This window comes from Hymenobacter psoromatis (genome assembly GCF_020012125.1).
In the GTDB taxonomy this organism is placed as follows: domain Bacteria; phylum Bacteroidota; class Bacteroidia; order Cytophagales; family Hymenobacteraceae; genus Hymenobacter; species Hymenobacter psoromatis.
Genome location: NZ_JAIFAG010000001.1, coordinates 4,784,055 through 4,810,974, shown reverse-complemented (window position 1 = coordinate 4,810,974; position 26,920 = coordinate 4,784,055). Strand labels below are relative to the sequence as shown.

General features: G+C 61.3%; 33 protein-coding genes and 1 pseudogene. 8 read left to right on the top strand and 26 right to left on the bottom strand.

Annotated elements, in window-relative coordinates; translation table 11 throughout:
- Positions 1–101 precede the first annotated feature (101 nt).
- The 3 genes from LC531_RS20935 to LC531_RS20925 are packed head-to-tail and all read right to left on the bottom strand — an operon-like array spanning position 102 to position 4,040.
- Positions 102–2,243, bottom strand: a complete 2,142-nt coding sequence (locus LC531_RS20935) for an FUSC family membrane protein (protein ID WP_223653767.1) — start codon at positions 2,241–2,243, stop codon at positions 102–104.
- Positions 2,244–2,263: 20 nt separating this feature from the next.
- Positions 2,264–3,028, bottom strand: a complete 765-nt coding sequence (locus LC531_RS20930; RefSeq protein ID WP_223653765.1) for an MlaE family ABC transporter permease — start codon at positions 3,026–3,028, stop codon at positions 2,264–2,266.
- A 46-nt stretch (positions 3,029–3,074) separates the two neighbouring features.
- Positions 3,075–4,040 carry a bestrophin family protein gene (locus tag LC531_RS20925; RefSeq protein ID WP_223653763.1) on the bottom strand — a complete coding sequence of 322 codons (966 nt, stop codon included), beginning with the start codon at positions 4,038–4,040 and terminating at the stop codon, positions 3,075–3,077.
- Positions 4,041–4,162: 122 nt separating this feature from the next.
- On the opposite strand from LC531_RS20925, the gene LC531_RS20920 reads away from it, so the two are divergent.
- The 8 genes and pseudogenes from LC531_RS20920 (at position 4,163) to LC531_RS20885 (ending at position 9,526) form a co-directional block, all read left to right on the top strand.
- Positions 4,163–5,008, top strand: coding sequence for an energy transducer TonB (locus tag LC531_RS20920; protein ID WP_223653761.1), 846 nt, complete (start codon positions 4,163–4,165; stop codon positions 5,006–5,008).
- A gap of 49 nt (positions 5,009–5,057) precedes the next feature.
- On the top strand, positions 5,058–6,617 hold the full coding sequence (locus LC531_RS20915; protein ID WP_223653760.1) for a DNA integrity scanning protein DisA nucleotide-binding domain protein: 1,560 nt from the start codon (positions 5,058–5,060) through the stop codon (positions 6,615–6,617).
- Between the two features lie 377 nt (positions 6,618–6,994).
- Positions 6,995–7,393 (top strand): annotated as a pseudogene (tssD, locus tag LC531_RS20910) (type VI secretion system tube protein TssD).
- An 89-nt stretch (positions 7,394–7,482) separates the two neighbouring features.
- Positions 7,483–7,812 carry a type VI secretion system tube protein TssD gene (gene tssD / locus LC531_RS20905; RefSeq protein ID WP_223653759.1) on the top strand — a complete coding sequence of 110 codons (330 nt, stop codon included), beginning with the start codon at positions 7,483–7,485 and terminating at the stop codon, positions 7,810–7,812.
- 140 nt (positions 7,813–7,952) lie between these two features.
- The gene (locus tag LC531_RS20900; RefSeq protein WP_223653758.1) at positions 7,953–8,495 is read left to right on the top strand and encodes a hypothetical protein; all 543 of its coding nucleotides are present in this window, start codon (positions 7,953–7,955) and stop codon (positions 8,493–8,495) included.
- Positions 8,496–8,718: 223 nt separating this feature from the next.
- On the top strand, positions 8,719–8,934 hold the full coding sequence (locus tag LC531_RS20895; RefSeq protein ID WP_223653757.1) for a hypothetical protein: 216 nt from the start codon (positions 8,719–8,721) through the stop codon (positions 8,932–8,934).
- A 101-nt stretch (positions 8,935–9,035) separates the two neighbouring features.
- Positions 9,036–9,338, top strand: a complete 303-nt coding sequence (locus LC531_RS20890) for a hypothetical protein (RefSeq protein ID WP_223653756.1) — start codon at positions 9,036–9,038, stop codon at positions 9,336–9,338.
- Between the two features lie 29 nt (positions 9,339–9,367).
- Positions 9,368–9,526 (top strand): hypothetical protein, encoded by a 159-nt coding sequence (locus LC531_RS20885; RefSeq protein WP_223653755.1) that lies wholly within the window; start codon positions 9,368–9,370, stop codon positions 9,524–9,526.
- 177 nt (positions 9,527–9,703) lie between these two features.
- On the opposite strand, the gene LC531_RS20880 is transcribed toward LC531_RS20885, so the two are convergent.
- From LC531_RS20880 to map, 23 genes are all read right to left on the bottom strand, one after another.
- Positions 9,704–10,159, bottom strand: a complete 456-nt coding sequence (locus LC531_RS20880; protein ID WP_223653753.1) for a hypothetical protein — start codon at positions 10,157–10,159, stop codon at positions 9,704–9,706.
- A 547-nt stretch (positions 10,160–10,706) separates the two neighbouring features.
- Entirely contained in the window at positions 10,707–10,859 is a 153-nt protein-coding gene (locus LC531_RS20875) for a hypothetical protein (protein WP_223653751.1), read from the bottom strand.
- Positions 10,856–11,770 carry a hypothetical protein gene (locus tag LC531_RS20870; RefSeq protein WP_223653749.1) on the bottom strand — a complete coding sequence of 305 codons (915 nt, stop codon included), beginning with the start codon at positions 11,768–11,770 and terminating at the stop codon, positions 10,856–10,858. Before LC531_RS20870 ends, LC531_RS20875 begins: the two co-directional genes overlap by 4 nt.
- Before the next feature lie 376 nt (positions 11,771–12,146).
- Positions 12,147–12,890, bottom strand: coding sequence for a hypothetical protein (locus tag LC531_RS20865; protein WP_223653741.1), 744 nt, complete (start codon positions 12,888–12,890; stop codon positions 12,147–12,149).
- Positions 12,887–13,801, bottom strand: coding sequence for a hypothetical protein (locus LC531_RS20860; protein WP_223653738.1), 915 nt, complete (start codon positions 13,799–13,801; stop codon positions 12,887–12,889). Before LC531_RS20860 ends, LC531_RS20865 begins: the two co-directional genes overlap by 4 nt.
- A 181-nt stretch (positions 13,802–13,982) precedes the next feature.
- A complete protein-coding gene (locus LC531_RS20855; RefSeq protein ID WP_223653730.1) occupies positions 13,983–14,720 on the bottom strand; it encodes an SDR family oxidoreductase in 738 nt (245 codons plus the stop codon).
- Between the two features lie 96 nt (positions 14,721–14,816).
- Complete coding sequence (locus LC531_RS20850) at positions 14,817–15,653, bottom strand: helix-turn-helix domain-containing protein (protein ID WP_223653728.1); 837 nt, start codon at positions 15,651–15,653, stop codon at positions 14,817–14,819.
- Between the two features lie 98 nt (positions 15,654–15,751).
- Complete coding sequence (locus LC531_RS22790) at positions 15,752–15,877, bottom strand: hypothetical protein (RefSeq protein WP_262903310.1); 126 nt, start codon at positions 15,875–15,877, stop codon at positions 15,752–15,754.
- A 358-nt stretch (positions 15,878–16,235) separates the two neighbouring features.
- A complete protein-coding gene (locus LC531_RS20845; RefSeq protein ID WP_223653726.1) occupies positions 16,236–17,105 on the bottom strand; it encodes an oxidoreductase in 870 nt (289 codons plus the stop codon).
- Between the two features lie 100 nt (positions 17,106–17,205).
- Positions 17,206–18,108 (bottom strand): helix-turn-helix domain-containing protein, encoded by a 903-nt coding sequence (locus LC531_RS20840; protein ID WP_223653725.1) that lies wholly within the window; start codon positions 18,106–18,108, stop codon positions 17,206–17,208.
- 27 nt (positions 18,109–18,135) lie between these two features.
- The gene (locus LC531_RS20835) at positions 18,136–18,666 is read right to left on the bottom strand and encodes a PaaI family thioesterase (RefSeq protein ID WP_223653723.1); all 531 of its coding nucleotides are present in this window, start codon (positions 18,664–18,666) and stop codon (positions 18,136–18,138) included.
- Positions 18,667–18,692: 26 nt separating this feature from the next.
- Entirely contained in the window at positions 18,693–19,211 is a 519-nt protein-coding gene (locus tag LC531_RS20830) for a PPC domain-containing DNA-binding protein (protein WP_223653721.1), read from the bottom strand.
- A gap of 12 nt (positions 19,212–19,223) precedes the next feature.
- Complete coding sequence (locus tag LC531_RS20825) at positions 19,224–20,423, bottom strand: hypothetical protein (RefSeq protein WP_223653719.1); 1,200 nt, start codon at positions 20,421–20,423, stop codon at positions 19,224–19,226.
- On the bottom strand, positions 20,413–21,171 hold the full coding sequence (locus LC531_RS20820; protein ID WP_223653716.1) for a hypothetical protein: 759 nt from the start codon (positions 21,169–21,171) through the stop codon (positions 20,413–20,415). Before LC531_RS20820 ends, LC531_RS20825 begins: the two co-directional genes overlap by 11 nt.
- A 143-nt stretch (positions 21,172–21,314) precedes the next feature.
- A complete protein-coding gene (locus tag LC531_RS20815; RefSeq protein ID WP_223653714.1) occupies positions 21,315–21,890 on the bottom strand; it encodes an RNA polymerase sigma factor in 576 nt (191 codons plus the stop codon).
- A 215-nt stretch (positions 21,891–22,105) separates the two neighbouring features.
- Positions 22,106–22,741, bottom strand: coding sequence for a 50S ribosomal protein L17 (gene rplQ, locus LC531_RS20810; protein WP_223653712.1), 636 nt, complete (start codon positions 22,739–22,741; stop codon positions 22,106–22,108).
- Between the two features lie 213 nt (positions 22,742–22,954).
- Positions 22,955–23,944, bottom strand: a complete 990-nt coding sequence (locus LC531_RS20805) for a DNA-directed RNA polymerase subunit alpha (protein ID WP_223653710.1) — start codon at positions 23,942–23,944, stop codon at positions 22,955–22,957.
- A gap of 182 nt (positions 23,945–24,126) precedes the next feature.
- On the bottom strand, positions 24,127–24,732 hold the full coding sequence (gene rpsD / locus LC531_RS20800; RefSeq protein WP_223653708.1) for a 30S ribosomal protein S4: 606 nt from the start codon (positions 24,730–24,732) through the stop codon (positions 24,127–24,129).
- A 26-nt stretch (positions 24,733–24,758) separates the two neighbouring features.
- Positions 24,759–25,151, bottom strand: coding sequence for a 30S ribosomal protein S11 (gene rpsK / locus LC531_RS20795; protein ID WP_068340513.1), 393 nt, complete (start codon positions 25,149–25,151; stop codon positions 24,759–24,761).
- A gap of 126 nt (positions 25,152–25,277) precedes the next feature.
- A complete protein-coding gene (gene rpsM, locus LC531_RS20790) occupies positions 25,278–25,655 on the bottom strand; it encodes a 30S ribosomal protein S13 (protein ID WP_223653707.1) in 378 nt (125 codons plus the stop codon).
- A gap of 108 nt (positions 25,656–25,763) precedes the next feature.
- Positions 25,764–25,880 carry a 50S ribosomal protein L36 gene (rpmJ, locus tag LC531_RS20785; RefSeq protein WP_068340511.1) on the bottom strand — a complete coding sequence of 39 codons (117 nt, stop codon included), beginning with the start codon at positions 25,878–25,880 and terminating at the stop codon, positions 25,764–25,766.
- 23 nt (positions 25,881–25,903) lie between these two features.
- Positions 25,904–26,122: a translation initiation factor IF-1 gene (infA, locus tag LC531_RS20780; protein WP_035567874.1), complete on the bottom strand. Its 219-nt coding sequence runs from the start codon at positions 26,120–26,122 to the stop codon at positions 25,904–25,906.
- Positions 26,123–26,128: 6 nt separating this feature from the next.
- Complete coding sequence (gene map, locus LC531_RS20775; RefSeq protein ID WP_223653706.1) at positions 26,129–26,914, bottom strand: type I methionyl aminopeptidase; 786 nt, start codon at positions 26,912–26,914, stop codon at positions 26,129–26,131.
- Between the last annotated feature and the right edge of the window lie 6 nt (positions 26,915–26,920).

Genomic DNA, 26,920 nt, shown 5'->3' with positions numbered 1-26,920 from the left:
CACAGCCGCAGCCCGGATAGCGCGCCAGCTGTGCGACCAAGCCAAAGGGTTGCCTGATAACCGGAAAAAGTGACAGAAGAGAAAACGCCGACGCACCTAGCTTACGCCGCCAGCGCCGCCGTCACGCGGCTCAGGTCGGCGCTTACTTTTTGCAGAAAATCCAGCTGCTCGGCCAGCGGGCCGGCGGCTTCGGGGGCAGCGGGGGCTTCGGCAGCATCGGGCGGCGGCGGGGGGGTAGGGGCCGGCGCGGTGGTGGTGAGGCGAGTCAGGCTGCGGCTGAGGGCGGCCTCGGCGCGCACTAGGGCGCGGCGGCTGGCGGGGGGTAGGGCGGCGGCGGGGCCGGCTTCTTCCCAGCCGGTAGTGATGGCTGAGATATTGGAAGACAAAATGTGGTTTAATACCACAAATTGGTGCACTTCAGTGGGGCGGCGGCGAGTGCGACGCGGCTCCGAGAGCATCCGCTGAAAGGCCGCCGCCAGATTGGCCGAGGCCACGTACACATCTTTGCGCAGCAGGCGGTAGGTAGTGGGCAGCACCTCGCGGCCAGCCAGGCGCTCGGCCAGCTGGCGCAGGTAGGCCAGGTTGGCACGCAGGGTGGCGGCTAGTAAGTCGGGTAGCTGCTCGCCCTCCCAGCGCGGAAACAGCAGATAGGCCGTAGCCAGCGCGATGGCGCAGCCGAGCACCGTATCGGTGAGGCGCTCCTCCATTACGCCTAAATAACCCAGCCCTAAAAAGCTAAATAGAATGAGTAAGTAGGCCGTGAGGAACACCACCGTAACCAGGTACTTGGTGCGCTGAAACGAATAGGCTACCACCATAAACCCCAGCAGCAGCCCGAAGCGCACGTTGCCGCCCGGCACCAGCCACAGCACCAGCACGCCCAGCGCGCCGCCCAGCAGCGTGCCCGCAATGCGCTGCGTATTGCGCTCACGGGTGAGGCTGAAGCCGGGCTTGAGCATGAACGTCACCGTCATCAGAATCCAGTAGTTGTGCGCGCCGTGCCAGAGCAGCTCGGCCACCGCGAAGGCCACGGCGCAAGCCACGGCCATGCGCACGGCGTGCCGAAACACCGACGAGCCCAGCGTCAGGTTTTGGCCGAAGGCCCGCCATTGCAGCTCCTGCCGCGCCACGAACTGCGCGTGGCTGGCCGCCCGGCCGGGGTCGGGGGGTAGGGCGGCGGCCTGCGCCTCGTCAAAATAGCGCCGGATGCTACCCACGCGCTGGCTCACGTCGCGCAGGTTGAGTAGTATTTTCTTCAGGACCAGGGTGCTCGCGCCTACGTCGGGGGGTAGGGCGGCGAGACGAGCTTGCAGGCGCGCCAGCTCGGGCTGCCGGTCGGGCGGCGGGCTGCCGGTCGGGCGGTTGGCCAAAATGGCGCTACCTAGGTAATCGAGGTCGGTGGCGAGGCGGCTAAGGAGGGCCTGCATGTCAGCCAGCACGCCCGTGTGGCCGAAGGCCGCGCGCAGGGCCGCGTAGTCGTAGTAGCCCGCCGCAATATGCTCGTAGAGGTCTACCGTTTCGGTGAAGGTGAGCACCAGGCGGCGGCTGGTGCTGGTGCTTTCGCTCACAATCTGGCGGGTGCGGAAGAGCAGGTCGCGCACGGCCTCCTGCTTTTCATTCACTACCACCTGCTGCGCCACCAGGCGGCGGTAGTCGTCGTCCAGGTCGGTGCCCGCCTCGTAAAATGCGGCCTTCCGCTGGAGAAAGCCCGCCACAGCGTGCAAGCATTCGCCCAGCGCCTGCTGCGCCACCCGGTAGGGCTGCACCCGGCCCTGCAACAGCACCAGCAGCAAATACCAGATGCCCCCCAGCGCCAGCAGCGCGGCGTGCCGCAGGCCCGCAAGCCCATCGGCGGGCGGGTGGGCCAGCGTGAGCACCATGCCTAACAGCGTAGCTGAGCCCACCGCTCCGGCTCGTGCGCCCCACACCAGCAGCATGGTGAGCCCGAAGCTCAGGGCCGTGAAGACCACGCCCAACGCCAGGCGGTGGGGAGCCAGCCCGCCCACTAGCAGCGCCCCCGCAAACACCAGCCCCAGGGCCGCCAGCAGTCCGTTACGCCGGTGCCGCAACGGCCCCGGCGTGTCGGTAATGCTCAGGCACAGCGCCCCAATGGCAGCCGTGATGCCCGCATCCAGCTGCCCCAATTGCAGGCCCGCCAGCGCTGGCAACGCCACAGCCAGCGTCGTGCGCAGCCCATCCGAAAACTGCTGGCTGAAGAAAAAATCCGTCAGGCGGCGGCGCATGGGAAGGAATTAATACTAACTCAAAGTAGAAGAGCCGCCAGCGCGTAGTCAGCCAGCAGAATGGAGATGATGGAATTGGTAACGGCCGCCGTGCTGGCCTTGCCCACTTCGAGCGCGCCGCCGCGCAGCGTGTAGCCTTTATAACACGAGATGGCCGACACTAAAAAGGCGAACACCACCGACTTTATCAAGGAAAAAAGAATGGTGTAGGGCTTAAACGAGTAGCGAATGCCCTCAATGTAGTCGGCCCCGGTCATGGAGCCCGAAAACTGCGTGGCGAGGTAGCCGCCCAGGATGCTCAGGTTCATGGCCAGGATGACGAGTAGCGGAAACACCAGCAGCGAGGCCAGCACCCGCGGCAGCACCAGGTAGGAGGCCGAGTTGATGCCCATCGCATCGATAGCCGAAATCTGCTCCGTAATGCGCATCGTGCCCAGGCTACCCGCTATGGCCGAGCCCACCTTGCCCGCCAGCACGATGGAAATGATGGTGGGGGCCAGCTCCAGGATGGTCATCTCGCGCACCATGAAGCCCACCGTGCTCATCGGAATGAGGGGGTTGACCATGTTATAGGCAATCTGCACGCAGGTGACGGCCCCGATAAAGGTCGAAACCAGCCCCACAATGAACACTGAGTCGGTGCCAATATCCACGGCCTCTTCCATCGTGCGCTGCCACAGCACCTGCCGGCGCTCGGGGCGCGTAACCATGCTCTGCATCAGCAGCACGAACCGGCCAAAGGCCGAAATCGGCCGGGGGCCCGTGTATTTTACGCCACTTAACATCACGCGCAAAGGTAACGGGTAGGGGTTAGGGAAGGCCGTTAAGCACTCAATACAACACGTCTTCGATGGGCTGCACGGGGCGGGGCGGGCTTGTCTCGCCCAGCAGCTCGCGCAGGTCTATCTCGATGCTGCGGCAGATGGCCGTTATCGGCACGTCGTTTTCGCGGTTATCGAAGGGGTCCTCGCTGTTGTGGCCTACCCGCTCAATGGTGTTATAGACCCAGCTCACAATCGCCGCGAAGGGCACCATGAGCCAAACGTGGTGGGAGCCGAGCGCCACCCGGCGGTCAAACTCCTCGACCAGGCCCAGGGGGAGCAGCGCCGCGAAAATCCAGACGAAAACGTAGCTAAAGTAGGCGTATTGGCGCGGAAAGGGCGTGTTTTTGATGCGCTCGCACGCGCCTTGCGCGTCGAGCAAATCCTGAATGGTAGTCATCATTTCCACGTGCCGGAACTCGGTAAGCAGACCCTGCTCGTGCAGGTCGAGCAGTTCGCGGCTCTGGCAGCGCAGCAGGTGGGTGGGCGGGTTGGCCATGCTGCGCAGCGCGCGCTCGGCCTTATTTTCGAGAAAAGGGGCCACGTCCGTGTCCCAGCGTTCGGCGGTTTGGCGGCGCAGGTGCAGGCGCAGGGCGTTGCACCAGGCCAGGTGCCGGTACACCAGCCGGCGGTGGGTAGCGGGCAGGTCGGCCGTGGCCGATATGTAGCTACCCGACAGGTTGCGCACAAAATCGAACGTTTGCAGGGTCCAGACCCGCGAGGTATTCACAACGGCTCCCCAAAGGCGCCGGCCCTCCCAGAAGCGGTCGTAGGAACCATTATTCTTAAAACCGATGTAAAAGGCTACGGCCGTGCCCAGCAACGCCACCGGCTGCCACGGAATATCCAGCCAATGCACATCAAGCGGCCCGTAGAGCAGGCAAATTAGGGCGTCGTAGGTGGCGAAGATGAGCAGAGGCCTCCACCCGTATTCTTGCCAAACAAACCGGGCACGAAGGTTTTTACGAACATACATAGGTCAACGTGCTAAAAGAGCATTTTACAAAGAAAAGCTTGCCATCGGCCTAGTTCGCTTCCTACCCTCCGCATTTGGGCCGCTATTTTGCTAGTGCTTAGCTCCTTCTCCTTTTTCATTTTATGTTCACTTTTCGTTTCTTGGTGCTGCTGGCGCTGGCCGCTACCCCCGCCCTGGCCCAAAAGCCCGCTAAGCTCAAGTACCCTACCCCCGATGCCAACCAGATTTACGACGCTGTGGAGCAGCCGGCCGTGCCCAAAGGCGGCCCCGCCGGCTACGCCCAGTACCTGGAAACGCACCAGAAATACCCCACCGCCGCCCTGCAAGCCAAGCAGGAAGGCACGGTGAACGTGAGCTTCGTAGTAGAAAAAAACGGCTCCGTAGGCGAGGTGAAGGTAGTGCACTCCGTAGCCCCGCTGCTCGACGCCGAGGCGGTGCGGGTCATTCAGTCGGCTCCGCGCTGGACGCCCGCGCACCAGCGCGGCGTGGCGGTGCGCCAGCGCGTAACGGCCCCGGTGAGCTTCGTGCTGGCCCCCGGCTCGGGCGAAACGGTGGAAGTGCCCACCAACCTGACGGCCTCGACCCAGCCCCTACCCCCCGGCGCGGTGGCGGCCGCGCCCGGCACTACGTCGGTTATCGGCACCACGGCCAACGGCACGGCCATCATCCGGCCCGAGAAATCGGCGCAGCCGGTGGGCGGCAACGTGGCATTTTTCTCCTGGATTGCGGCCAACCAACGCTACCCCGACCTGGCCCGCAAGCGCCACATGCAGGCCAAGGTGCCCGTGGAGTTTACGGTGCAGCCCGACGGCTCGCTCACCGATGTGCGCGTGGTGCAGAAGCACGGCTCGGGCATGGATGAAGAGGCCGTGCGCCTCATCAAGGCCTCCCCGAAGTGGGAGCCCGCCCTTTATCAGGGCCGGCCGATAAAGCAAAAGATGCAGTTGCCGGTTATCTTTCAGCTATAAGACTGCCGGGCAGAGGCCGGGCGGCTTGCAGCGCTTAGCTTCTGCCTTTATGTTCACCTCCCTAGCCTCCGTGTCCGCCCTGGCGGCTACCTCTGCCTACCCCCAGTACATCTGGCCCCACCAGCAGCGCTACCGCGAAGCGGCCCAGCACATTGCCCAGGCGCTGTTCGATGCCCTCGACGACGACCTGGAGCCCTACGTGCAGCTGCTGGCTCTACCCGCCGACCCCGAAGCCGGCCTGGCCGTGTGCCAGGAGCCAACCGACCCCGCCACCGAGCTGCCCGCCGCCGCCTTTGCTCACGCCGTAGCCCAGAGCTTAAGCTTACAGACGAGTAGCGAGCCCCCGGTGGCCCCGTTGCTCGAACCAGGCATGAGTACGAGTATGCTCCGCCAGCGCTACCAGAACCGTAGTATTTACGCGGCCGTGCAGGAGGTGCTGGACGAGCTGGATGAAACCGGGCCGGCTACCTACCAGCACTTCACGGGCTGGCCGGTGCGCGTCAACGACTACTTCGTGTTTACGCTGCTGCGGATGCGGCGCAAGCCCTTGCGCTCCTACCCCGCCCTGCAGCCCCACCGCTTCTACACCAACGGCCGGCCGCTGGCCAACTCGCTGCTAGTGGCCGCGCTCTACCGCTTCAACGAAGAGTGCGTGAAGTCGCTTACCGAGCCCGAGCCGGGAGCCGGCTTCCTCTTCCGGCCCCGCGAAACCGATGAGCTGCTGCGCGCCGCGGGCCGCAGCCTCCTCGATATGCCGGCCCACGCCCTGGGGGCCGACCCTGGGGTAGCGCAGCTTTTTACCACCCTCAACACCATCTCCAGCCTGCGCTACGAGGGGGCCGAGGGGGTAGGGCGGCTACTGCTGGCCCAGCGCGGCCACCCCAACGTGGAGGAGGTATTTGCGCTCACCTGCCCCACCGAGCTGAGCGACTACCGCGCCGTGCGCAAGCTGCTCGAAATGACCAGCCACGACGTGCACCTGCTCGCCGATGGCGAAAAGGTATACGCCCTGGGTCGCCAGGTGGGTCATTACGAGGCCAGCCGCGAAGACTTGTTCGACATTCACTTCGTGACGCACTACGCCTGGGAGTTTGCCCACGCCGGGCAGGTGCTGCTGCGCTCGCGCTACGGCCTACCCACCCTGCCCCGCCCGCGCCTCAACCGTGCCCGCTTCAAGCGCGACCTCAAGCGGACTTTCCCCGAGATGCGCGCCGAAAAAAGCCTGCTGCTCTGGGAAGTGGTGCTCGAAGCCAGCCGCCAGCCCAAGGGCACGCTGCTCGTCGTCACCACCGAAGCCCTGGCCGAAGCCGACCGCCTCAAGCTCCAATGCACGCTCATTGAGCCGGTGCCCCTCACGCCGCTCATCACCCAGCTCATCACCAGCATCGATGGCGCGGTGCTGCTCGACCCAGAGGGCTACTGCTACTCCATCGGCGTGATTCTGGATGGCAAGGCCAGCGGCCACGGCACCAGCACCCGCGGCGCGCGCTTCAACTCGGCCGTGCGCTACGTCGAAAGCTCGCCCTACCCCTGCCTGGTAGTCGTGGTGAGTGAGGATGGCATGGTGGACGTGCTCACCAAGGAAAACCTGGCCGAAAGCCGGCAGTAAGGGGTAAGAGTGCTTCCGGGCTACTTCTGAAGTGAATAGAGGGCCATTGACGGAGGCCTTTAAGTGGCTCTTAATCTGATTTATGGTTAACAAAGGAGCAGTAGACAGTTAAGGTGCGCTTAACTTTTGGCCGCCTGCTTAAAAGACCCCTGCCAGCTATGCATAAGTAGCCGGAAGGGGCTTTTTCCTTCCCGAAGCCCTCGTAAGCATCTTGAAAGTATGGGTAGCCCGGAGGGGCTTAGGAGCCCTTTGGCGGTACTTACGGAGGCTTCGGGAGGACTAGCGGGTCCTGATGGGGCAAGCGGAGATATTTTACTGCTTTCCTATCTAGCTTTACCAGAGGTATTCATTAGCAGCTTTCTCCTAAACTTTCCCCAATGGCCTTTACCGCAACCCTCCAACTTACGACCGAAGCGGCCACCTGGGCCGTCCGCGAGTTTCACTGGGCGCTCGTGCAAAATATCGACGAGCAGACCCGGCCCCAGGCCGGCGTACACGGCGGCCAGCTCAGCCTGGCTCTCGACCACCTGCACCACCCCGTGCTGGATGCCTAGATGGCCAGCCCTACCAAGCTGCTTGATGGCAGCCTCACCGTGCTGGCGGCCGATGGGCACCGCTTCCGCACGGTGCGCTTCGAGAATGCCTTTTGCGTGAGCGAGGGGCTGCACTTCGACTCCACCGGCCTCGGCCCCTCCGCCACCATGTCGCTGCTGATTTCGGCCGAGCGCCTGGATATCGATGGGGCCGTGCAGGTGGATAATCACTGGCCCCTCTAGGTATTTTTCACTTGCTTTTCTCCTCCTTCGATGGCCTCCTTTCATGCCCTGCTGGTGCTCGGTGACTACTCGTCGCCGGGCAGCCTGGCTTGAGCCAGCCCCATTACCCGCTCGACATCTGCACTCACCACGTGCAGCAGAACACCGGCCCGCGCGGCAAAGCCAGCGCCGCCGATGCCGACCTGCTCCACTGGGCCAACGACCCGCTCAAGCGCCTGACGTGCTGCGTGGTTTTTGTGGACCTCGACGGCCAGGGGCCTTCCCTGGTGCTGCGCCTCGACCGGGCCACCTGCGTGAGCTACTCCGAGCACTTCCAGCCCGATGCCAGCGGCAACGTGGCCTACTTCTGCCAGCTCAGCATCGTGGCCGAGCGCTTTACCAAGCAGGGCACCGAGTTTTTGAACAACTGGCCGTCGTAGCCGGCCGGCTGTCACTTTTTATTTCTGCGCCCATATCTCCCCGCGCCCTACCCGGCTGGCCGCCCGGCCCCGGCCCTACCCCCCCCGCCCAGGCCCAGGCGGCCCACCAGGCCCAGCTGGCCGCCACCCTCCGGCGGGCCGTGACCAACAGCGAGCGCGCCCTGCGCGCCCTGCGCGTGCCAGATGCCCCCGCCCGCGCCGCCCGCCAGCAGCTGGCCCTGAGCGCCGGTCGCCGCGATGCTACCCGCCGCAATCAGCTCGATACGCTGGCGCGGGCGGGCCACGCCCGCTACGCCAGCCGGCTCACGGCCCAGCCCTACGCCACCATTGGGCCGGGAATGACCCCAGAGCAAAGGCTCTGGCAGCACGTGGTGGCCACCATGCCCTACGAGTTGGCCCTGATGGCCCGCCTGGACCCGGTGACGCGCTCGATAGGCGGGGCCGTGGTGGTGGGCAGCGTGCAGGCCGCCCCGCTGGCCTACACCGCCGTCGAAGATGCCACGCTGGCCGGCCTGCAAAACAGCGCCGCCCTGCTCAAAAATAATGGCGCGGCCATCGCGGCTCATTTGCGGGCCGTGACTTTGAAGACGTTTCTCCAGGGAGCTGTTATCAATGGGGGTCGGGCAAGGGGTAGGCAACTACATTGTCAAGCACGATGCTATCGAGGCCGGGCTGAACATTAACCTTTTATCTGCTGCTGCATCTGGCTTGGGCGTCCCATTAACTTATAATTCGTTATTTTCAGCAGGCTTTAGCTTCTCTCCGTCAAAGGGTTTCAAATCAATAGTCACTGGTAGTATCAGCACTTATGAGTTTGAGCGGGATGCTGTTTTCAACTACACCTTCGGCAAAGTAGCGGCGGGCTTTAAGCTGCCGGAGGGGTGGGGCGGGCGCGCGTGGTTCGGCTTGAACAATCTGCCCAAAACGCAGCTCATGAGCGACGGGGTGGGCTTTGGCACCTACCAGGCCATGCTGCGCCTGGGCCCTGTCACGGGCTACGGGATGGGCGTGGGCCTGAACACGGGCCTGGAGCAGGGCAACCGAATCCTGCTAGGGGCGGCCAAAAAAGTGCTCAGTGCCAAGCTGAAAGAAAAACTTCCAGATGCCCATAAAAAGCCATGAGCACGCATGATGAATTTATCAACAGCCTACCTAAATGGCTTCAAGATGTATTAGCAGTAGCAGGAGCAGTCATGTTCATTGGTGGCTTTGGCTACTACTTTGTGTCTTCTCATGCCCTCAATGCTAACCCCCGCTACACGATTGGCTATGTAACGGGCACGGATTACGTCGTCGGCCCCAGCTCGCACAGCGTGGCCTTCTTCACCTACTCAGTAGGCGACTCCACCTACCATAGCAGCTCGGACGGCGACCTGGCCGAGGGCTGCACCCGCTGCCTGGTCAAGTTCGCCGCCGCCGACCCCACCAACAAGGAGTTTTTTAACAAAGTCTGCGTGCCCGACAGCATCGCCCGCGCCCCGGCCCTGGGCTGGACCGAGCCGCCCTTCCCCGTGCCGGGGGAGTAAGACGGGCCGGGTCATAAAAGGCGGCCCAATTGGTCGCTACCCTGGCCCCCGGCCGGGCGCTCTTCCCCAACCACCACCCGAGCCTGCCCAATAAAACAATTTTTTCTATCAACCCCTGCCTGGTGGTGAGCGAAGACGGCATGGTGGACGTGCTCACCAAGGAAAACCTGGCCGAAACCCGGCAGTAAAATTCTGACAAAGCCACTTAAAAAGACCGCCTCAATACTCCGGACGGTCTTTTTAAGTGGCAAAAGTCTTACCCCCATGCCCGCCAAGGTACTTGTCCGTATATCTTAGCTTTCACTGCCGGCCCTGACGAAAGCCGCCGGCCAGTAGTAACCCTTCGGCAGAGCAGGTAGTGCAGGCTAAGGCTTGCCTTTAGTAGTATCGCGGGGCACTTTGGCAGTATCGCGGGGCACTCGGATAGTGTCATGGGGCAACACCGGCGGCTTGGGTAGGCGCGTGGTGTCAGCGCTCAGGCAGGTGAGGCGCACGGGCCGACTTAGCGGCACCCGGCACCCGGAGCTGCTCGAATCAGTGGCTGTTACGTATTCAATGAACACGCGCTGGCCATCACGGGTTTTGGGCAGGAAAGACTGCCACAGCTGCCCCGTAGGCCGAAGCAGCGCGCCCGGTTCGCTGGCCAACTGAAGGACGAAACTGCGGCAGCTGTCGCGGGTGACGAAGCTGCGCACCGTGGCCGGAATGGAGCAGTGCGGGCCGGGTACTTCGGACTGGTGCTGGCAGGAGGCCAGCAGGCTACCGAAAGCCAGGGCCGGCAGCCAAGCGGCGGCGAGCCGCGTAAAAAAACGTTGTAGCATAGGAAAGAGGGGGGCAAGTGGAATCTCCTAGGCTTGACCGCCCGCTCGCCGGGCGCGTTGCGTGAGTCAGAGATATTTTTGGAGCCGACCGCAGCAGGACCGCGCCGACAAAAATGAAGACGAAAACGCCCAGCATGAACCAGGGATACACGTTCGAGCGCATCCCCCAGATGCGCGAGACCGAGGGCAAAAAGCCCACGTACTCGACCGAGACTTTGGAGCCGCTCCTGACCGGCTCGTATCCTCCGGTGGTATCTGCTGAAGCGCCCTCAATCAGGAGGCCGTCGCGGAGGTCGTCCCCTGCATCGCCGGCATTATCTCCTACGTAAGGGGTTCCTCGTCTCAACTGGCCGCCGGGCAAGGCGTAAGTGTACTGAAATGCGACTATTGGCCGAGTGCCATAGTCCTTATGCAAGCCGCCGACGGAGGAACTTGAGCCGGTGCTTCCCAGAATTGGCGTTGCTTCCAAGCTTGTCACCGTGCCTAAAGCGTGCTGCGGGGCCAGAAATAGCAGGGACTTGACATCGGCCCCAAAGGCGCAGTTGAATCAGAACAGCAGCATACCAAAGTTCAGAAAAAGCCAACCGAGCTGGGTAGCCAGCAGCAGATATAGCACTACCCCCAGCGGCACGGGGCGCGGCGGCGGGGCGAGCAGGCGCGGGGTGGGGCGCGGTGCTGCGTGGGGGTCCTGCTGGCTCATTTCACGATTACCCAGTGGCCATTAATCAGAGAGAGGTAGACATCGAAGGTGGTGGTCCCGCCATCTTTGTCTGGCGTGGACGTAAAAGCCGGGTGGCCGTTCGGGGCGTGAACGCGGACTACTCGCCCGCCGCCATACAGAGCGTACTCCAAAGCCTCGTAGTTAATCGGGCTGAGCCCCCAATTCGGCCAGCGGAACTGCTCCTCGTAAATTTTGCGCTGGTCGCCGGCAGGGTCTCCCAGCGGCAGGCCAAAACCGACTTCCTGGTCGTGGGCTTCGGAGGTGAGTAGTGCCGTGGTTTCTGCCGCATTTTTAGTTTTAAGTGCCTCATAAAGCCGTTTAGTCTGGGCGTTGATGCCGGCCTTGTCCAGCGTCGCCAAGCTTAGCTTGGTGGCATTCTGCCAACTCAACGGCTCCGAAAGCGGGGTGGTCTGGAACTGGCCGCGGACGCTCGGCAGGGGCAGCTGAGCGTCTTTCATCTTCCAGTCATAGCTATAGAGCACCTTGCCCTTCCCGTCGCCGCCGCCCTGACCAGGAAAGGCGGTGACATCAACGTGGATGGCGGCATTTCCGAGGGGCTGGGCCTTACCCTGGGGCGGTTTTGCCATCACGGTGATGATGTTTTCCGAACCGGTGAGCAGGTCGTTGACAACGTGTATCCCGGCTCCGTTTTCCTCTTCGTTCATAATAACGGGCATGTCATTGACCCGCACATCCAACCGGACGCCATCGTAATTGGCCGTCAACTGGTAGTAGTCCCTGGCTTTCCTTTTTGCGGAGTTGCCAGGGCTGGGCGCTGAGACCGGCGCAACAGCTTTCGCTGCTGCGGTTTGAGTTGCGGGCTCGGCCTGGCAGGCACCCAGCAATGCTGCTCCCAAAATCACCCATAAAGCGTAGCGAAGAGTATCCATATTTTTCTCGCTCCTTTCTCAGGAGATTAAATTGACAGCGGTGACAGGCAGGAAAGCATCCTTCCCGAAAGTTGTGGAGTAATTACGTTTACCCCAAACGTAAACAAGCAAGCAAGAAGCGGCTTTACTCCTATCTCCGAGACGGCTCGCGGCCGGGGCCGGGTCCTCTTTAAGCTCGAAGCCAACTGACCCTACCCGGTGAGCGCGTGCCAGGTGTAGAAGATTGCCGCCCAGTGATACCAGAGGTAGGCCGCGCTGATGAGAAAATCCCCAACCGGCAGCAGCAACACTACTACCCACGCCAGCGGGCCAGGCGCGTGGAGCTACCCGTCCCGGATGCCCAGCAGGCGGGGGGCCGGGTCCGTCAGCGGCAGGCTCAGGAGGTGTCCGGCCGGTCCTCCAGGGTCTGGCGCTTGGTATTCTCCACGCCCGCCCCCAGCAGGAACCCGACGCGGCGCAGGTTCCTGGGCGTGGACCACAGCAGCCCCACCCCAATGAGCGCGAAGACGAGTACCCCCAAGGCGTAAGCGGGGTAGACGTTGGAGCGCATTCCCAGGACGCGGGAGGCCGTGGGGAAGGCGCGGACGTACTGCACCGGCACCAGCAGGCCGACCGCGACATCCTCGCGTTCCCCCGTGTACTGGTCGGGGGGTAGCGGCTGCGCACCCGTCCACAAGTTACTCCCGGCGGTCTCGACGGTCAGCCCGAACTCCGCGGTATCGCCCTGGCAGGAAGTCCCGTGCCCGGTCCTGCCGCCGGGGAGGGGGTAGGTGTAGTGGACGGTAAAAATCGGCTGGGTGCCGGTCGAGTAGCGCGGGTCGCCAGCGACGTAAGAGGTGCCGGTTCCTGCGATGAGCGGTGTCCGCTCGAATCCGGTGACGGTGGCGGCGACGGTGCGGGTGGGGGCGAAGAACAATACGGCTTTAACGTCCGCCCCGAACGCGCAGTTGAACCAGAAGGCAAACAGGCCGACGCCTAAAAAGAGCCAGCCCAACTGGGTCGCCAGCAGAACGAGGTACAGCGGAAGCAGGCGCGGCACCGGCCGCGGCGGCGCGGCCAGGCGGGGAGCTTCGGTACCCGCCTGGGGTAGGAACTCATCCGCTGGGGGTCGGTTTTTCAAAGCACCAGGGTCCACTGGCCGTGGAGCAGGGCAACGCGGACGGTAAATTCGGAGGTGCTCCCATTGGCGTCCGGGGCGGAGACGAGCGGGGCGCTGCCGTTAGGGTTCGCCACGGCCACAATTCGATTATCCGCACAAAGATGATACTGAAGATGGGCGTAATCCACGGGCTTGACGCGCCAGTGTGAATCAGCAAACTCTTCCTGGTACCGCCGCTTTTGGCCGGCCTCGATGTCGGCCAACGGGCGTCCCAAGGCAATGGACGCATCCCGTGACGAATTGCGCAGCAGCTCGCTGAGCTGGCCCGCGTCCTTGGCCGCCAGGGCAGCGTAGTAGCGCTTGACGAGTGCGTTGATAGCCGCTTCCGATTGGGCATTCAGGGTAATTTTCGGCGCGGCCTGCCAGCTCAAAGGCTCGGCGCGCACCACCGGCGGCAGCACGGCGTGAATCGTGGCGGGCAGCGGCTTGGCCGGGTTAGTCTGCCGCCACTCGTAGTGGTAGACCAGCTCCGGCTTGCTGGTTCGCACGCGCCCGAAAGCATTGATGTTGAAGATGACAAACGCGCCAGCGGGCGGCCGGGCGGCCCCTTTGGGGGGATGCAGCGTAATGGTGAGGTGGTTTGGCTCACCCAGCAGAAACGTGTTCAGGAGTTGCCCGCCGCTGCCGCCCTCGTCGGACTCGACGGAGATGCCATTAATCTCAACGTCGAGGCCGAGTTCGTCCGAATGCACCTCAGACTGATAGAATTTCATGCTCCCGCTTTCTGCGGGTGAAGTAGGTTTTTGGGTCTGGGCGCGAACGAGGCCGCCCGCCACCGGAGCTGCCAGCACCGCTACGCCGGTGAACAGGGCAACGCCAACGAGCTTGGTGGCAATGCCGATACTTTTTGACTTGATGATGCGCCTTATCATACTAATGATTTGGTGATATTGTCTCGGTTCAAGCTGCTGCCTGCTGCGAGTTGCAGCCAAGTAAAAACAAAAGTAAGTGGCTCTTATGCGTGGTGTTAGTCTTCAGCAAGGAGAGTGCCTTTTGCCCAAACCGTACCTGAGGGAGTCGGGTAAAAATGGACACGGAGAAAGCGCCTGGAGCTTACCACGGGCACATTGCCGGGGCCGGGAAGTATTCTTCGCTGAAGAACTTCCCGGTTGGCCCGTCCGGGCCCAGTAGCGCGTACTTCACGATGCGCTGCCCGGCCTCCTCCACCGTGCTGGTGCCCTGGTGGCCCGTGAAGTCGGTTTTGGTGTAGCCGGGGCACACCGCGTTGACCTTAAAAGGGGTGTCGCGCAGTGCGTAGGCTAGGTTGATAGTGTACATATTCAGGGCCGTTTTCGACGCCTGGTACACCGGAAAACGGTAGGCGAAATTATCATTGTCGAAGTCGGCGTACAGCGTCAGGGACGCCATTGCGCTGCTCACGTTGACGATGCGCGGCTGCGGCGACTTGCGCAGCAGGTCCACAAACGCCTGCGTGACCCCGGCCACGCCGAACAAGTTGGTTTCAAACACGGCTCGGAATTGCTCCAGCGTGGCTTCCAGGGCCAGCTGCGACATGCCGCCGGAAATACCGGCGTTATTCACCAGCACATCCAGAACCGGCGTTTTCTCGCCAATCGTCACCCTGGCTGCCCGGATGGAATCGGGATTAGTGACATCCAATTGCACGGCTGCGAGGTTAGCGAGCCCGGCGGCTTGGAGCTGCTGAACGGCGGCTTCCCCGCTTGCCAGCTCGCGGCTGCCGAGGTACACGAAGAATCCGTGCTGAGCGAGGAGTTTGGCGACTTCCAGGCCAATGCCCTTATTAGCACCCGTTACCAAGGCTGATTTCATGTGCGGAACTACTTGAATTTAAAAAGAAAAATGAACCGGCGGAATCCTTCCGGCCGGGCAAACTAGTGGGTATGCCAGGGTTATTGCCGCGTCGGCTTAGCCAACTGCCGGCCGGTGGCCCGCCCCCGGCCCAACCAGGGCGGTAGGGGGGTAGCCAAACTGCTTTTTGAAAGCCACCGAAAAATGCGCTAGGTTCTCAAAGCCCACCTCCAGGTACAGCTCCGCGGGCTTGCGCTTTTTCTCCGCCAGCTGGTAATGAGCCAGCGTCAGTCTTTTCTGCGTGAGCCAGCGCTGAGGGCTTAGCTCAAAGGCTTTTTTAAAGTCCCGCTTGAAGGTGGTCAGGCTGCGGCCGGTCAGGTAGCTGAACTTGGCCAGGGGGATGTTGAACCGATAGTTAGCTTCCATAAAATCGACCAGGTTGATTTTGCCGGGCTCGGCGAAGTCGGCCAGCACGCCATCACTGCGCGGGTCGAGGCTGCGCAGTATCTCCATAACCTCCGTTATTTTCACGGCGAGAACCCGCGCTGGCAAGCGGTGTTCCAGCTCTAGGTAGGGCAGCAGGGAGGCGAACAGGCTCCGTAAAAGCGGGCTTTGGGAGAAAACCAGCACGCCGGTGGCCGCCGGCCGGCCGGGCTCCGGGGCGTGTTGCGCGTAGTACGCCCGCACCAGGGCCGTGGGCAGCTTCATCAGCACGGCCTGATACGCAACGCCGTCCTTCGGATATTTCAGCAGGGTTGCCGGTTGGTGGCGGGGTAGCAGCAGCGTGTCGCCCGCGCCGCAGTAATGCGTGCGGTCGGCCTGCACCACCTTCAGTTCGCCGGCCAGCACCCCCACCAAAACGTTATCCTCAAAGGTCGTCTCCCGCCCGTAGCGCCGGTCGCCGCTGCACACGACAACCATTTCCGCGTAGCGATTCAGCTGCTTGACGTTCATCGGGGAGTGCGGTTAGTTGCCTGCCGGGCAGCCTGCTTAAATTAAGAAGCGCTGCTTGACCATGCAAAATTAGTCCGCCCTGAACCGGAGAGCTTTGCTCAAAAGGCCGGATATGCTTTGCTCAGCGGGCCGCCTGCGCCGTGGGCTACCCCGCCGGCTACGCGCTGGCCCGCGGCCGGGCGCTCCTCCCCTACCCCCTCTACCCGGCCAAACAATTTCTCCACCCAGCCCCCGCCGGCCCTAACTTCTTTGCCCTGGCCCGGCCTGCCGCCCGCCCAGCCAGCGCCGGGGTGCGCCGGAGGCTTCTATTTGGTTAGTTAATAACCTCCGAAGTACCGTCGCCTACCCCCTAGGTAGCGCGACGTACTTCGGAGGCACCTTTTGCTACTTCGGAAGTACGTCGCGCTACCTCGGAAGCACGTCGCGCTACTTTCGAAGTAGCAAAAGGTGCTTCCGAAGTGCGCTGCGCTACTCCGGAGATAGCAAAAGCTACCCCGGAGGTACGCGCACGTACCTCCGGGGTAGCAAAAGGTGCCCCGGCTGGCTCTACTTATCGGCGGCCGATGGCGGGCGGCCCACCCCCTAAGCCGCGGCCGGCTCGGCGAAGCCCGTGGAAACGGTCAGGTCCTTCCACTGCGCCATATCGGCCTGCATCGCCTTAATTTTCCTGTTCGTCACGTCGTAGGCATCCTGGCCCAGCAGCAAGTGCAGGGGCGGATTTTCGGCGGCGGCGACCTGGATAATGGCGGCTACGGCCTTCTGCGGGTCGCCGGGCTGGTTGCCCTTTAGCTGCTGGGTGTGCGCCGCTTCCGACTCGCGCACCGCAGCGTATGCATCCAGCTTGCTTTCGGCCAGCCGAAGTGAGTCGGCCGACAGAAAATCGGTGCGGAAATAGCCCGGCTCCACGATGGTGACCTTGATGCCGAACGGCGCGACCTCAGCCGATAACGACTCGGACAGCCCCTCCACAGCAAACTTGGTAGCGCAATAAATACCCCAGCCGGGAAAGGCCCCGGTAATACCCGCGATGGAGGAGAAGTTGATAATGTGCCCGACCCGCTGCCGGCGCAACTGCGGCATCGCCTGGCGAATGACGTGGAGCGTGCCGAACACGTTCACGTCGAAATTGGCTCGCGCCTCGCCGTCGGTCAACTCCTCTAAGCTGCCCAGCTGCCCGTAGCCAGCGTTGTTCACCACCACGTCGAGCCGCCCGAACCGCGCGATAGTGGCCGCGATGGCCGCGCCCACGCTGCTTTCGGTGGTCAGGTCCACAGCCAGGGGTAGAAAGTTGGCTGAGTCGGTGTTGGCGGCGCGGCGCAGCTCGGCCACGTCGCGCGAAGTGGCGGCTACCTGGTGGCCTTGGTGCAGGAGCTGGTTAACCATTTCCAGCCCGAAGCCTTTGGAAGCCCCGGTAATAAACCATACCTGGGGGTTGTTTTGGGAAGTATTCATAAGAAGGAAAGAGGTCCGCGAAGTGGCTCGCCGGACGCCCACAAAGGTCCGCCGCCCTACCCCCCCGAGCTTACCCATTCCAAACGAATACTTACCCAATTCAAACCCGCCGCACGGACGACGGGGCCAGCCCGGTCTGCTTCTTGAAAAAGTAGTTGAAGTGCGCCGGCTCGTCAAAGCCCAGGCTATAACCCACCTCGGCCACGTTCCAATTGGTGTGCCGGAGCAGGGCTTTGGCCTCGCCGGCCAGGCGCTCGGCGATGTGGGCGGTGGTGGTTTTGCCGGTTGTGGCCCGCACGCAGCGGTTGAGGTGGTTGACGTGCACCGCCAGCTGCCCGGCAAAGTCACTGGCCGAGCGCAAACGCACCCGCTGCGCCGGCGACTCGATGGGAAACTGCCGTTCCAGCAATTCCGTGAACACGGCCGTGAGGCGCGACTGCGCATCGGGGTGCTGGTAGAGCGCGTCGGAAGGCCGCAGCTTCAGGGCGTAATGCACCAGCTCGGCCGCGTAGTTGCGCACCAGGTCGTATTTGAGGGGGTAGTCGGAATTAATTTCGGCCAGCATCTTCCCGAACAGTGCACTCACCTCCGCATCCTGCGCGGCCGTAAGGGGGTAGGCCGGCCGGCCGCCGGGCCGGAAAATTGGCAGTTCCGTGAGCCCCGGCCCCGCCTGCCCACCAAAGAATTCCTCCCGAAAGATGCAGAAAAACCCGGTCGCGTCGTCCGAGAGGGCCTGCCAGGTGTAGGGTACCTGGGGGTTGAAAAAGAGCAGCGTCGGCCCGTCCACCTCCAGGCTTTTGTCGGCGTAGTGGTAGGCATTGCGCCCCCGGATGAGGGTGATTTTATAAAAATCGCGCCGGCTGTACTGTACCGGCTTCTCGTTTGGGGCCAGGCAGTCTTCCAGCCGAAACACGTTCACCTGCCCGCTATCGGGCGGTAGGTTATCGGGGCGCTTTTTGAAGTTGTGCTGGTAAAAGTCGGTCAGGCTCTCGGGCTTCGGCATCCGGCAAAGTTACCTAATTCAAGCCGCCTACCCCACCTCCTTCTTCGCCCGAAACGACCACGTGACCCGGAACACGGCCACCACGTCGCCGGCCTCGTCGCGCCCGGTGCTGGTGCAGACTACCGTGCGGCCCTCGCCGGTGGCGCGGCTCTCGGCCACGGCCTGGGCAATGGCCGCGCCGTCGGGGCAGGTGAAGGCGATGGTGCCCACGGCTTTCTTGCTGAATTCGGCCGTGAGGCCCACCACCAGCATGGATACTGCCCTACCCCCCTGCACCTGCATCATGGCCTGCATGCCGGAGGCCAGCTCGGCCGCCATCGCCAGGCAGGCGAAGTAGATGCTGCGAAAGGGGTTTTGGGTCAAATACTTATAGCGCACCGTTACGGTCGCCGCCTCAGGCGTGAGGCTCACCAGGCGCAGGCCCGCCAGCCAAGCCATCGGCAGCTTGCGCAGCATAAAAAGCCGCAGCTTGGCCGGGCTCAGCACCTGCCGGCGAAAAGCCGCGGCGGCCGGCGAGTCGGCGGTCGGGGCAGGGGGTAGGGCGGCGGAGTCAGGCATGGGGCAGGGGGTAGGGCGGCGTAAAGCTACCTTTTTTTGGGAATGCGCGCCGGCGCGGGCTTTATGACCAGTTCCTGGTACCCGAAGGTAGAGTCGGTTTCGCGGGTAAAAATCAGGCCCGGCAGCGCGGCCAGCACGATTTCGGCGGTCGTGTACACCCGGCAGCCGTCGAGCAGGTGGCCGCCCAGCGTGCGCCCGGTACTGTCGCTCACGCTCAGGTGCAGGTGCCCGCCCCCACTCGCCGCGAGCGTACCCACCAGCGACACTATCTCAAAATGCCCCTGATACAGCGTGGCGGCCTCCTGGTTGGCCAGGCGCAAGCGCACGCTGGTGAGGCTGCCCACGCAGGTCAGCACCGCGCCCGCCTCCATGCGGTGCGCCGCCACGAAGGCCAGCAGCTGCTGGCGCAGGTCGTCGCCGGGCCGTAGGCGTAGCGCGTAGGCTTGCAGGCTGGAGGAGGGGGTAGGAGGCATGGCCGGGGAACCTGCCTGCCCCAGCGCCGGGCCGGCCAGGCAGCTGAGTAAAAGAAGAAAGAGGGGACGCATCACCCCACAAAGCTATTTGCTAAAGCGCACCGTGCCGTAGCGCACCTTAATGTTGACGTTGCCCGCGCCGCGCGCCGGCAGCTGCCCGCCATATATACCCATCACGTCGGCCACGCCATCGACCTGGCCGCCGGTCGAGAGCACGCGCACTTGCTTTTTATCCACCAGCAGCTGGCCCTGCTCGGTGCTCACGTCGAAGCGAAAGCTGGGGGTAGCCTCGGCAAAACCCAGCCGGATGGTGCTGTAGCCGCCATCGAGCGTCACCTGCCGGAAGTTGGCCCCCAGGTCGCGCACCTCAAAGTCGGGGCAATAGCGCACGGCCATATCCAGGCCCTCACTCAGCTTATCGACGCTAAAATGCGAATAGCCCGACGAGCCCCGCAGGGTGCGCACAGTGCCCAGCGCCACGTCGCCGTACTTGCTGTGCACGGTCAGGTCGCGTACCGTGCCCATGTCCACGTCCGAATAATTGGTGCGTAGCTCAATCTGCTCGCCCGCGTCGAGGCGCAGCCGGGCGTAGTCGGCTTGCAGCAGCGCCTGCCGGACAAAGGGCAGCGTTGCGTCGCCGTTGGCAATGTGCACTACATTGCCGGTACTGTTCAGGCGCGCCGTGCGCAGCGTGCCGTAGTTCACATCGAGCTGCACCGGCCCTTGCCAATCGTCGGCCACTATCACTTCCACAAACGACGTTTTGAGGGCCAGCGCCGTCGTATTCGGCAGCCACACGGTGTAGTTGACCTCGTAGCGGCAGCCCGCGCCGCTGCACCGGCCCTTCAGCCCCGGCCCAAACTGCGAGCTGACGGCCACGCCGCCCGTGCGCGCATCATAATCGAGCCACTGCACACTCAACCCCGCTAGCAGCTGGGCAGCAGCGGCCGGCGTCTCGGCGCGGGCAATTAGCTCGGCCTCTACTTTCATTTCGGGCTTGTTCCAGGTGTTTATCCGCACATGCCCGTAGTGCGTATCCAGCGAGAAAGCCTGCCCCGGCTTCGTCACTCGCAGGCTCCGGCTGAAGCGCCGCCGCTGCTCGATGGGCGGCGCGGCGTCGTCGGCTCCCGTGCGCGGGGCGGCAGTCGGGCCGTCTTGGCTACCGCCCGTCACGGGGGCCAGGTAATACGTTTCCGGCCCCGGCTGCCCTTGGGCTCGCGCCCCGCCGGCCAGCATAACCAGGCACAGGGCTACCCCCCCCGCCCAGCTTCGGCTATCGTGCATGGCGAGGCACTGCATTATCGGCTACTACCCGGCTATCGGCCAGCGAGTAGTCGCTACCGGCACCGCCGGCCAGCTTCGTGGGGTCGGTGCCGTGTAGCTCCAGTTGCCGGTCCAGGATGTCAAGGCGAATCTGCAGGTTGCGGTTCATGGCCGTCAGCACCACGTCGGGCTGCGGGTGCCGGGGTAGCTCGCGCTTCAGCTGCTGGTAGCTCGAATCGAGCCCCACCAGCTCGCGTGCCCACTCGGCCGTGGCGGCCGGGGCCAGCTGCGCCAGCTGGGTTTTGCGGTCGTTCAGCTGCGCAATGTAGTAGCGCTCCATGCCATGCACCGCCGTGTCGAGGCGCGCGTCATCGGCTCCGTTGCTTTGGGCGGCTAGTATGGCGGCTGGCTCACTGGTATAAAGCGCGGCATCGGAACCAGTGCCCAGCGCGGCGCGGCCAGCGGGCGTAGCTACTACCACTAGGCTTTGCTTGGCTTTCCAATTTTCCCCTACCCCCGCCGCCACTACCAGCGCCGCCAGGGCCGCCGCGATGCCATAGTGCTGCCACCGCTCCCACCACGCGGGCAGCGGCGCTACCACTGGTGGGGCAGGCGAAGCGGCGTGCAACAATGGCCGTTCAGGCGCAGCCTCGCCATGCAGCTGCTTGTCGAGCGCCGCCCATAGCTCAGGCCGCGGCTCATGCAGGTCGAAATCGGCCCGGTGCCGCTCGGCGTATTTTTCTAGCGAATAAGGATTAATAGGTTCCATAGTACATAAGCTCCCCGTTGCGGCCTGCTTTGCTTGTAAAGGCGGGGCTAATACGGTTACCCGGCAGCAAAGGCCGGCGGCAATGGGTGGGAAAAGGTAAAGAAAAGAGCCTCTGCGAACTGTCTGATAGAATCAGCCGGGCCTCAGCTGAGCCCACGCTCGGCAGCCAGCTCGCGTAGCCGCTGCCGCGCCCGACTATACTGTGACTTGGAAGTTGATTCCGTGATGCCCAGGATACCAGCTATCTCCAGGTGGTCGTAGCCTTCCAGTAAGTATAAGGACAACACTACCCGATAGCCATCCGGCAGTTCCTGAATGCAGCGCCGCAGCACGTCAGCCCGATACTGCTGCTCGGCGGCATCTTCTCCGGCGTGGGGTAGGGCGGTTTCGGCGGGGGTAGCTTCGTGGTGAAAGTCTTCGAGCGGCACCAGCTGCAAGCGCCGCTGCCGCAGGCAATTAATACTCTTATTAACGACTATCCGCTTGAGCCAGGCCCCGAATGACGAGTCACCCTTATACCCGCTCAACTCCCGAAACGCGCTCAAAAATGACTCCTGCAACACGTCTTCTGCCTCCGCATAGTCACCCGTAATGCGTAGCGCCGCGTTAAACATCGCCTTTGAGTAGCGCCGGTACAACTCGGCCTGTGCCTGGCGGTCATTCACGCGGCACCGCTCCACCAGCGGCGCATTTATATCAATGTACGCGACGGCTTCCATACGGGCTGCTTGGCGGGGGTAGGCTAGGATAGTTGGAATACTTACACAGACAGCGCCCACCGGCGCAAGGTTGCACGGCATGTGGCGTAGGCTCTGCGAGTCCGCGCGTGGAAACGTTGTTCAATAATATCACTCACGGACTCACAGAGTCCATGCCACAAAAAAAGGGGACGCTCCTTACGGTGCGTCCCCTCTCTTACATTAAGAAGCTGAAACTACTCAGCATTCGGCGTCTGCGGCTCGTTGCTTGGCACGTCTAGGGTAGTAGCCTCGGCCTGAGTAGGCGAGATAATGCCCGCCTCCGTGTGGTTTTCCTCTTGATTGGTATTGCTTTCGTTGTCCAGCTTAGGCACAAACTCACGGGCCTCCGTCCCGGCCTCGTTGCCAGTAGCTGCTTCAGCAGTAGTCTCAGCTTTGCCCCCGCGGCGACGCGAGCGGCGGGTAGTGGTAGACTTGCTTTCGGCGGCGTTCTTAGCCTCCAGCAGCGTTTCGTTGAAATCCACCAGTTCAATAATGCACATATCGGCGTTATCGCCAGCGCGGCTCGCACTTAGCTTCAAAATGCGCGTGTAGCCACCGGGCCGGTCAGCAATGCGGCCGGCTACTTCACCGTACAGCTCCTTGATGCTTTCCTTGTTTTGCAGGGTAGCAAACACAGTCCGGCGCGAGTGCGTCGTGTCGTCTTTGGCCTTGGTCAGCAGCGGCTCCACAAACTGGCGCAGGGCCTTAGCCTTGGCTACGGTCGTTGTTACGCGCTTAGAAATAATGAGCGACGATGCCATGTTCGATAGCATTGCGTTGCGGTGGGCGGCAGTGCGGCCCAAGTGATTGATTTTTTTACCGTGTCGCATCGGACAAATGGGTAAGTGCTACGCTTGCGGACTGGGACCACGGCGGGTCGCTAGGACCTCATTAGAACCCCAATCCCGAGGGCGTAGCGGGATGAAAAAAATTGCTGATTGCTTAATTTGCTATTTTTAAGAAGATAGTAATACCTCTCAAAAAGCAGATGTGCTGACCCGCCGGACCAAGCCAGCACATCAGCACATCTACTACTCAACACACTAGTCCTCGTCCAAGCGGTACTTACTCAGGTCCATACCGAAGTGCAGACCCTTCTCTTCCACCAGGTTTTCCAACTCAGTCAGGCTCTTCTTACCGAAGTTGCGGAACTTCATCATATCAGCCATGTCGAGCTGCACCAGCTCGCCCAGGGTCTTGATGTCAGCCGCCTTCAGGCAGTTGTAAGCCCGTACCGACAAGTCCATCTCACCAAGCGAGGTTTTGAGCACCTTGCGCATGGCCAGCGTTTCCTCATCAATAGGCTCGGCCACGGCCGGACGGTTACCGCTGAGTTGTATGGTGCTATCCGAAAATAGCATGAAGTGCTGAATCAGAATATTCGCTGCACCTTTCAGAGCTTCTTCGGGGTGAATGGAGCCGTCAGTTTGAATCTCGATAAGCAGCCGCTCATAGTCAGTTTTCTGCTCTACGCGGGTGTTCTCGATGCTGTACTTTACGTTTTTGATGGGCGTGTAAATTGCATCAATCGCAATTTGCCCGAAAACCTGGTCGGTTGGCTTATTCTCATCGGCCGGCACGTAGCCGCGGCCGCGAGCCACCGTTAACTCAAATTCCAGTTCCTTGGCCGGGTCCAGGTTGCAGATAACTAGCTTCGGGTTCAGAATCTGAAAGCCTACGGCAAACTTGCTGATATCACCAGCAGTGAACGTATCCTGCCCGCTAATGCGCACCGTAATCTTATCCTCGATGGCATCGCTGATTTTCTTGAAGCGTACCTGCTTCAGGTTGAGGATGATTTCGGACATGTCCTCAATCACGCCCTCAATTGTCGAGAATTCGTGCAGCACCGAGTTTGTGCGCACCGACGTAATGGCGAAGCCCTCCAGCGACGAGAGCAGAATGCGCCGTAGCGCGTTCCCAATCGTAACGCCGTAGCCCTTCTCCAAAGGCTTAAACTCAAACGTCCCGGTAAAGTCGTCGGATTTCTCCATCACCACTTTCTCCGGCATCTGAAAAGCTAAGATTGACATATGTAGGGGCAATTAGTTAGGTAAGAAGAAAGCAAGCCGCGGCTTGCCTTGAATATGGTTGCCAACCACCACCAAAAGCTTGGTTTTGCCCGCCTGGTCCCTACCCTAAGTAGCTGGACCAGAGGTATCGGCTCAGCACAAATGCGGCCCGAACCAGGTTCGGGCCGCACTCGGTGCCGATATTACTTCGAGTAAAGCTCGACAATGAGCTGCTCGGTAATTTTTTCCGGAATCAACTCCCGCGACGGCATATTGGTGAATACGCCCATCATTTCCTTACCGTCCCACTCCAACCACGAGAACTGGCGCGAGTTGCGCACCGTCAGGCTGCTCGTGATGGCTTCGAGCGATTTCGACTTCTCACGCACCCCAACTTGGTCGCCGGCGCGCAGCTTATACGAGGGAATATTTACTACCTCGCCGTTAACTGTGATATGCTTGTGCGACACTAACTGGCGCGCAGCACGGCGCGTGGTAGCAACACCTAAGCGATATACCACGTTATCGAGGCGCGATTCCAGCAAGCCAAGCAAGTTGTCGCCGGTAATACCGGGCAACACTGCGGCCTTATGAAAGAGGTTCTCGAATTGCTTTTCGAGCACCCCATACATATACTTTACTTTTTGCTTCTCCATGAGCTGCACGGAATATTCTGACTGCTTTTTACGGCGGCCGCGGCCGTGCTGGCCTGGAGGATAGTTCTTCTTATTGAGCGCTTTGCTCGGACCGAAAATCGGCTCCGAAAAGCGGCGGGCGATTTTGGCGGTAGGGCCAGTATAACGTGCCATGAGGTACTACTATCAGAAATGAAAAATCAAACGCGACGACGCTTGGGTGGGCGGCAGCCGTTGTGCGGCAACGGCGTCACGTCGCGGATGGTCGTCACTTCAATGCCCACGTTACCTAGCGCCCGAATAGCCGATTCGCGGCCCGCGCCCGGACCTTTTACGAAAATCTCAGCTTTGCGCATCCCCAAGTCATGGGCTACTTTGCCACAATCCGTCGCAGCCATCTGCGCGGCGTAAGGCGTATTTTTCTTCGAGCCTCGGAAGCCCATCTTGCCCGCCGAAGCCCAGGAGATTACCTGCCCGTTGGAGTTGGTTACCGAGATGATGATATTATTGAAGGAAGCGCGGATGTGGACTTGGCCCACCTGCTCTACCACGACAAGCCGCTTTTTGGCTTTGTCTTTTCTCTTTTGTGCCATTTGGTTATCGCTAAAAACACGGCAGGTGTTAGGTTCAGCTAAGAAGTATGAGTTAAAGGTTAAAAATTGTCGTTTAGCCAACTCTGAACCCTTAACCCTTAACTCAACTCTGATTGCCGCTATGAATTATTTCGTTGCTTTCTTCTTACCAGCTACCGTTTTGCGCTTGCCCTTGCGGGTACGCGAGTTGTTTTTGGTATGCTGCCCGCGCACCGGCAGGCCCTTGCGGTGACGCAGGCCGCGGTAGCAGCCAATATCCATCAATCGCTTGATGTTGAGCTGAATCTCTGAGCGCAATGCGCCCTCAGTCTTATGCTCAGCAGCGATAATGTTCCGCACTTCCGTTGATTCAGCCTCAGTCCAATCCTTCACCTTCTTGTTGACATCAATGCCAGCTTTGATGAGGATTTTTGCCGAGTTGCTCCGGCCGATGCCGAAAATATAAGTCAGGGCGATTTCGCCGCGCTTGTTGTCCGGGATGTCTACCCCTGCGATACGAGCCATAATGGTTGTAAGATGTTTGCGGACCAGAAAGCCCGGCAGCGGCTTGGAAGGCGACTAAGCAAAAGCAGCTTAGCCAGTACCCAAGGCTCCGGGTTTCTGAAAATTGATTTAGCCCTGACGCTGCTTGAAGCGGGGGTTCTTCTTGTTGATAACGTAGAGCTTACCGTTGCGACGGATGATTTTGCAATCAACACTACGTTTCTTCACCGAGGTTTTTACTTTCATGACCTTGAAAAGAACGAAAAAATTTACTTGTAACGATACTTAATCCGCCCCTTTGATAAGTCGTAGGGCGACATTTCGAGCTTCACCTTGTCGCCGGGCAGAATCTTGATGTAGTGCATCCGCATCTTGCCCGAGATGTGGGCAATCAACTGGTGTCCATTTTCCAATTCCACGCGAAACATGGCGTTGGACAGGGCTTCGAGGATGGTACCGTCCTGCTCGATAGAGGCTTGTTTGGCCATAAAGGGCTACTGCGAAAGGGCTTTTTCTATGTATTGGAATGAGGTCAGAATTTCTGCCTTATCTTTTCTAACAACAACCGTGTGCTCAAAGTGCGCAGCAGGTTTTTTATCGCGGGTACGGATAGTCCAGCCATCTTTCTCCTGTACTACGTCCTTTTTACCAAGGGTTACCATAGGTTCTATGGCAAGCGTCATACCGGTTTGCAACAACGGCCCAGAACCCCGTTTACCATAGTTCGGCACTTCAGGCTTTTCGTGAAGCTTAGTACCTACTCCGTGGCCAACTAGCTCGCGCACCACACCGTACCCTTTTGAGGCAACATGATTCTGAATGGCGTAACTAATGTCACCAACGCGGTTGCCGCTCACGGCCTGCTCGATGCCCTTATACAGCGAAGCCTCCGTCTCCTTCAGTAACTGCCGAACTGCCGGCGCTACCTCCCCGATTGGGTAAGTATAAGCACTATCCGCGTGATAGCCATTGAAGAATACCCCGCAGTCTACTGATAGGATATCGCCGCCTCGCAACGGCTCATCAGTAGCAAATCCATGCACTACCACCGAGTTAGGGCTCAGGCAGAGACTATACGGAAAATTATTGTAACCTTTGAATGAAGGCGTAGCCCCGTGGTCTCGGATAAATTCTTCTGCACGGCGGTCGAGTTGTCGGGTAGTAGCTCCTTCGCGAACTAAACCAGCTACTTCTCCATGAACTTGAGCCAGCAGCTGTGCGGCAGCGCGCATGAAGTCTATCTCTTCCTCGGTCTTAAATTGAACAGTACCCGTTGCCATTATGCG

Coding starts and splice junctions, on each gene's coding strand:
- LC531_RS20935 (WP_223653767.1), bottom strand. CDS start 2,243: ATGCGCCGCCGCCTGACGGATTTTTTCTTCAGCCAGCAGTTTTCGGAT.
- LC531_RS20930 (WP_223653765.1), bottom strand. CDS start 3,028: ATGTTAAGTGGCGTAAAATACACGGGCCCCCGGCCGATTTCGGCCTTT.
- LC531_RS20925 (WP_223653763.1), bottom strand. CDS start 4,040: ATGTATGTTCGTAAAAACCTTCGTGCCCGGTTTGTTTGGCAAGAATAC.
- LC531_RS20920 (WP_223653761.1), top strand. CDS start 4,163: ATGTTCACTTTTCGTTTCTTGGTGCTGCTGGCGCTGGCCGCTACCCCC.
- LC531_RS20915 (WP_223653760.1), top strand. CDS start 5,058: ATGTTCACCTCCCTAGCCTCCGTGTCCGCCCTGGCGGCTACCTCTGCC.
- LC531_RS20880 (WP_223653753.1), bottom strand. CDS start 10,159: ATGCTACAACGTTTTTTTACGCGGCTCGCCGCCGCTTGGCTGCCGGCC.
- LC531_RS20875 (WP_223653751.1), bottom strand. CDS start 10,859: ATGAGCCAGCAGGACCCCCACGCAGCACCGCGCCCCACCCCGCGCCTG.
- LC531_RS20870 (WP_223653749.1), bottom strand. CDS start 11,770: ATGGATACTCTTCGCTACGCTTTATGGGTGATTTTGGGAGCAGCATTG.
- LC531_RS20860 (WP_223653738.1), bottom strand. CDS start 13,801: ATGATAAGGCGCATCATCAAGTCAAAAAGTATCGGCATTGCCACCAAG.
- LC531_RS20855 (WP_223653730.1), bottom strand. CDS start 14,720: ATGAAATCAGCCTTGGTAACGGGTGCTAATAAGGGCATTGGCCTGGAA.
- LC531_RS20850 (WP_223653728.1), bottom strand. CDS start 15,653: ATGAACGTCAAGCAGCTGAATCGCTACGCGGAAATGGTTGTCGTGTGC.
- LC531_RS20845 (WP_223653726.1), bottom strand. CDS start 17,105: ATGAATACTTCCCAAAACAACCCCCAGGTATGGTTTATTACCGGGGCT.
- LC531_RS20840 (WP_223653725.1), bottom strand. CDS start 18,108: ATGCCGAAGCCCGAGAGCCTGACCGACTTTTACCAGCACAACTTCAAA.
- LC531_RS20835 (WP_223653723.1), bottom strand. CDS start 18,666: ATGCCTGACTCCGCCGCCCTACCCCCTGCCCCGACCGCCGACTCGCCG.
- LC531_RS20830 (WP_223653721.1), bottom strand. CDS start 19,211: ATGCGTCCCCTCTTTCTTCTTTTACTCAGCTGCCTGGCCGGCCCGGCG.
- LC531_RS20825 (WP_223653719.1), bottom strand. CDS start 20,423: ATGCACGATAGCCGAAGCTGGGCGGGGGGGGTAGCCCTGTGCCTGGTT.
- LC531_RS20820 (WP_223653716.1), bottom strand. CDS start 21,171: ATGGAACCTATTAATCCTTATTCGCTAGAAAAATACGCCGAGCGGCAC.
- LC531_RS20815 (WP_223653714.1), bottom strand. CDS start 21,890: ATGGAAGCCGTCGCGTACATTGATATAAATGCGCCGCTGGTGGAGCGG.
- rplQ (WP_223653712.1), bottom strand. CDS start 22,741: ATGCGACACGGTAAAAAAATCAATCACTTGGGCCGCACTGCCGCCCAC.
- LC531_RS20805 (WP_223653710.1), bottom strand. CDS start 23,944: ATGTCAATCTTAGCTTTTCAGATGCCGGAGAAAGTGGTGATGGAGAAA.
- rpsD (WP_223653708.1), bottom strand. CDS start 24,732: ATGGCACGTTATACTGGCCCTACCGCCAAAATCGCCCGCCGCTTTTCG.
- rpsK (WP_068340513.1), bottom strand. CDS start 25,151: ATGGCACAAAAGAGAAAAGACAAAGCCAAAAAGCGGCTTGTCGTGGTA.
- rpsM (WP_223653707.1), bottom strand. CDS start 25,655: ATGGCTCGTATCGCAGGGGTAGACATCCCGGACAACAAGCGCGGCGAA.
- rpmJ (WP_068340511.1), bottom strand. CDS start 25,880: ATGAAAGTAAAAACCTCGGTGAAGAAACGTAGTGTTGATTGCAAAATC.
- infA (WP_035567874.1), bottom strand. CDS start 26,122: ATGGCCAAACAAGCCTCTATCGAGCAGGACGGTACCATCCTCGAAGCC.
- map (WP_223653706.1), bottom strand. CDS start 26,914: ATGGCAACGGGTACTGTTCAATTTAAGACCGAGGAAGAGATAGACTTC.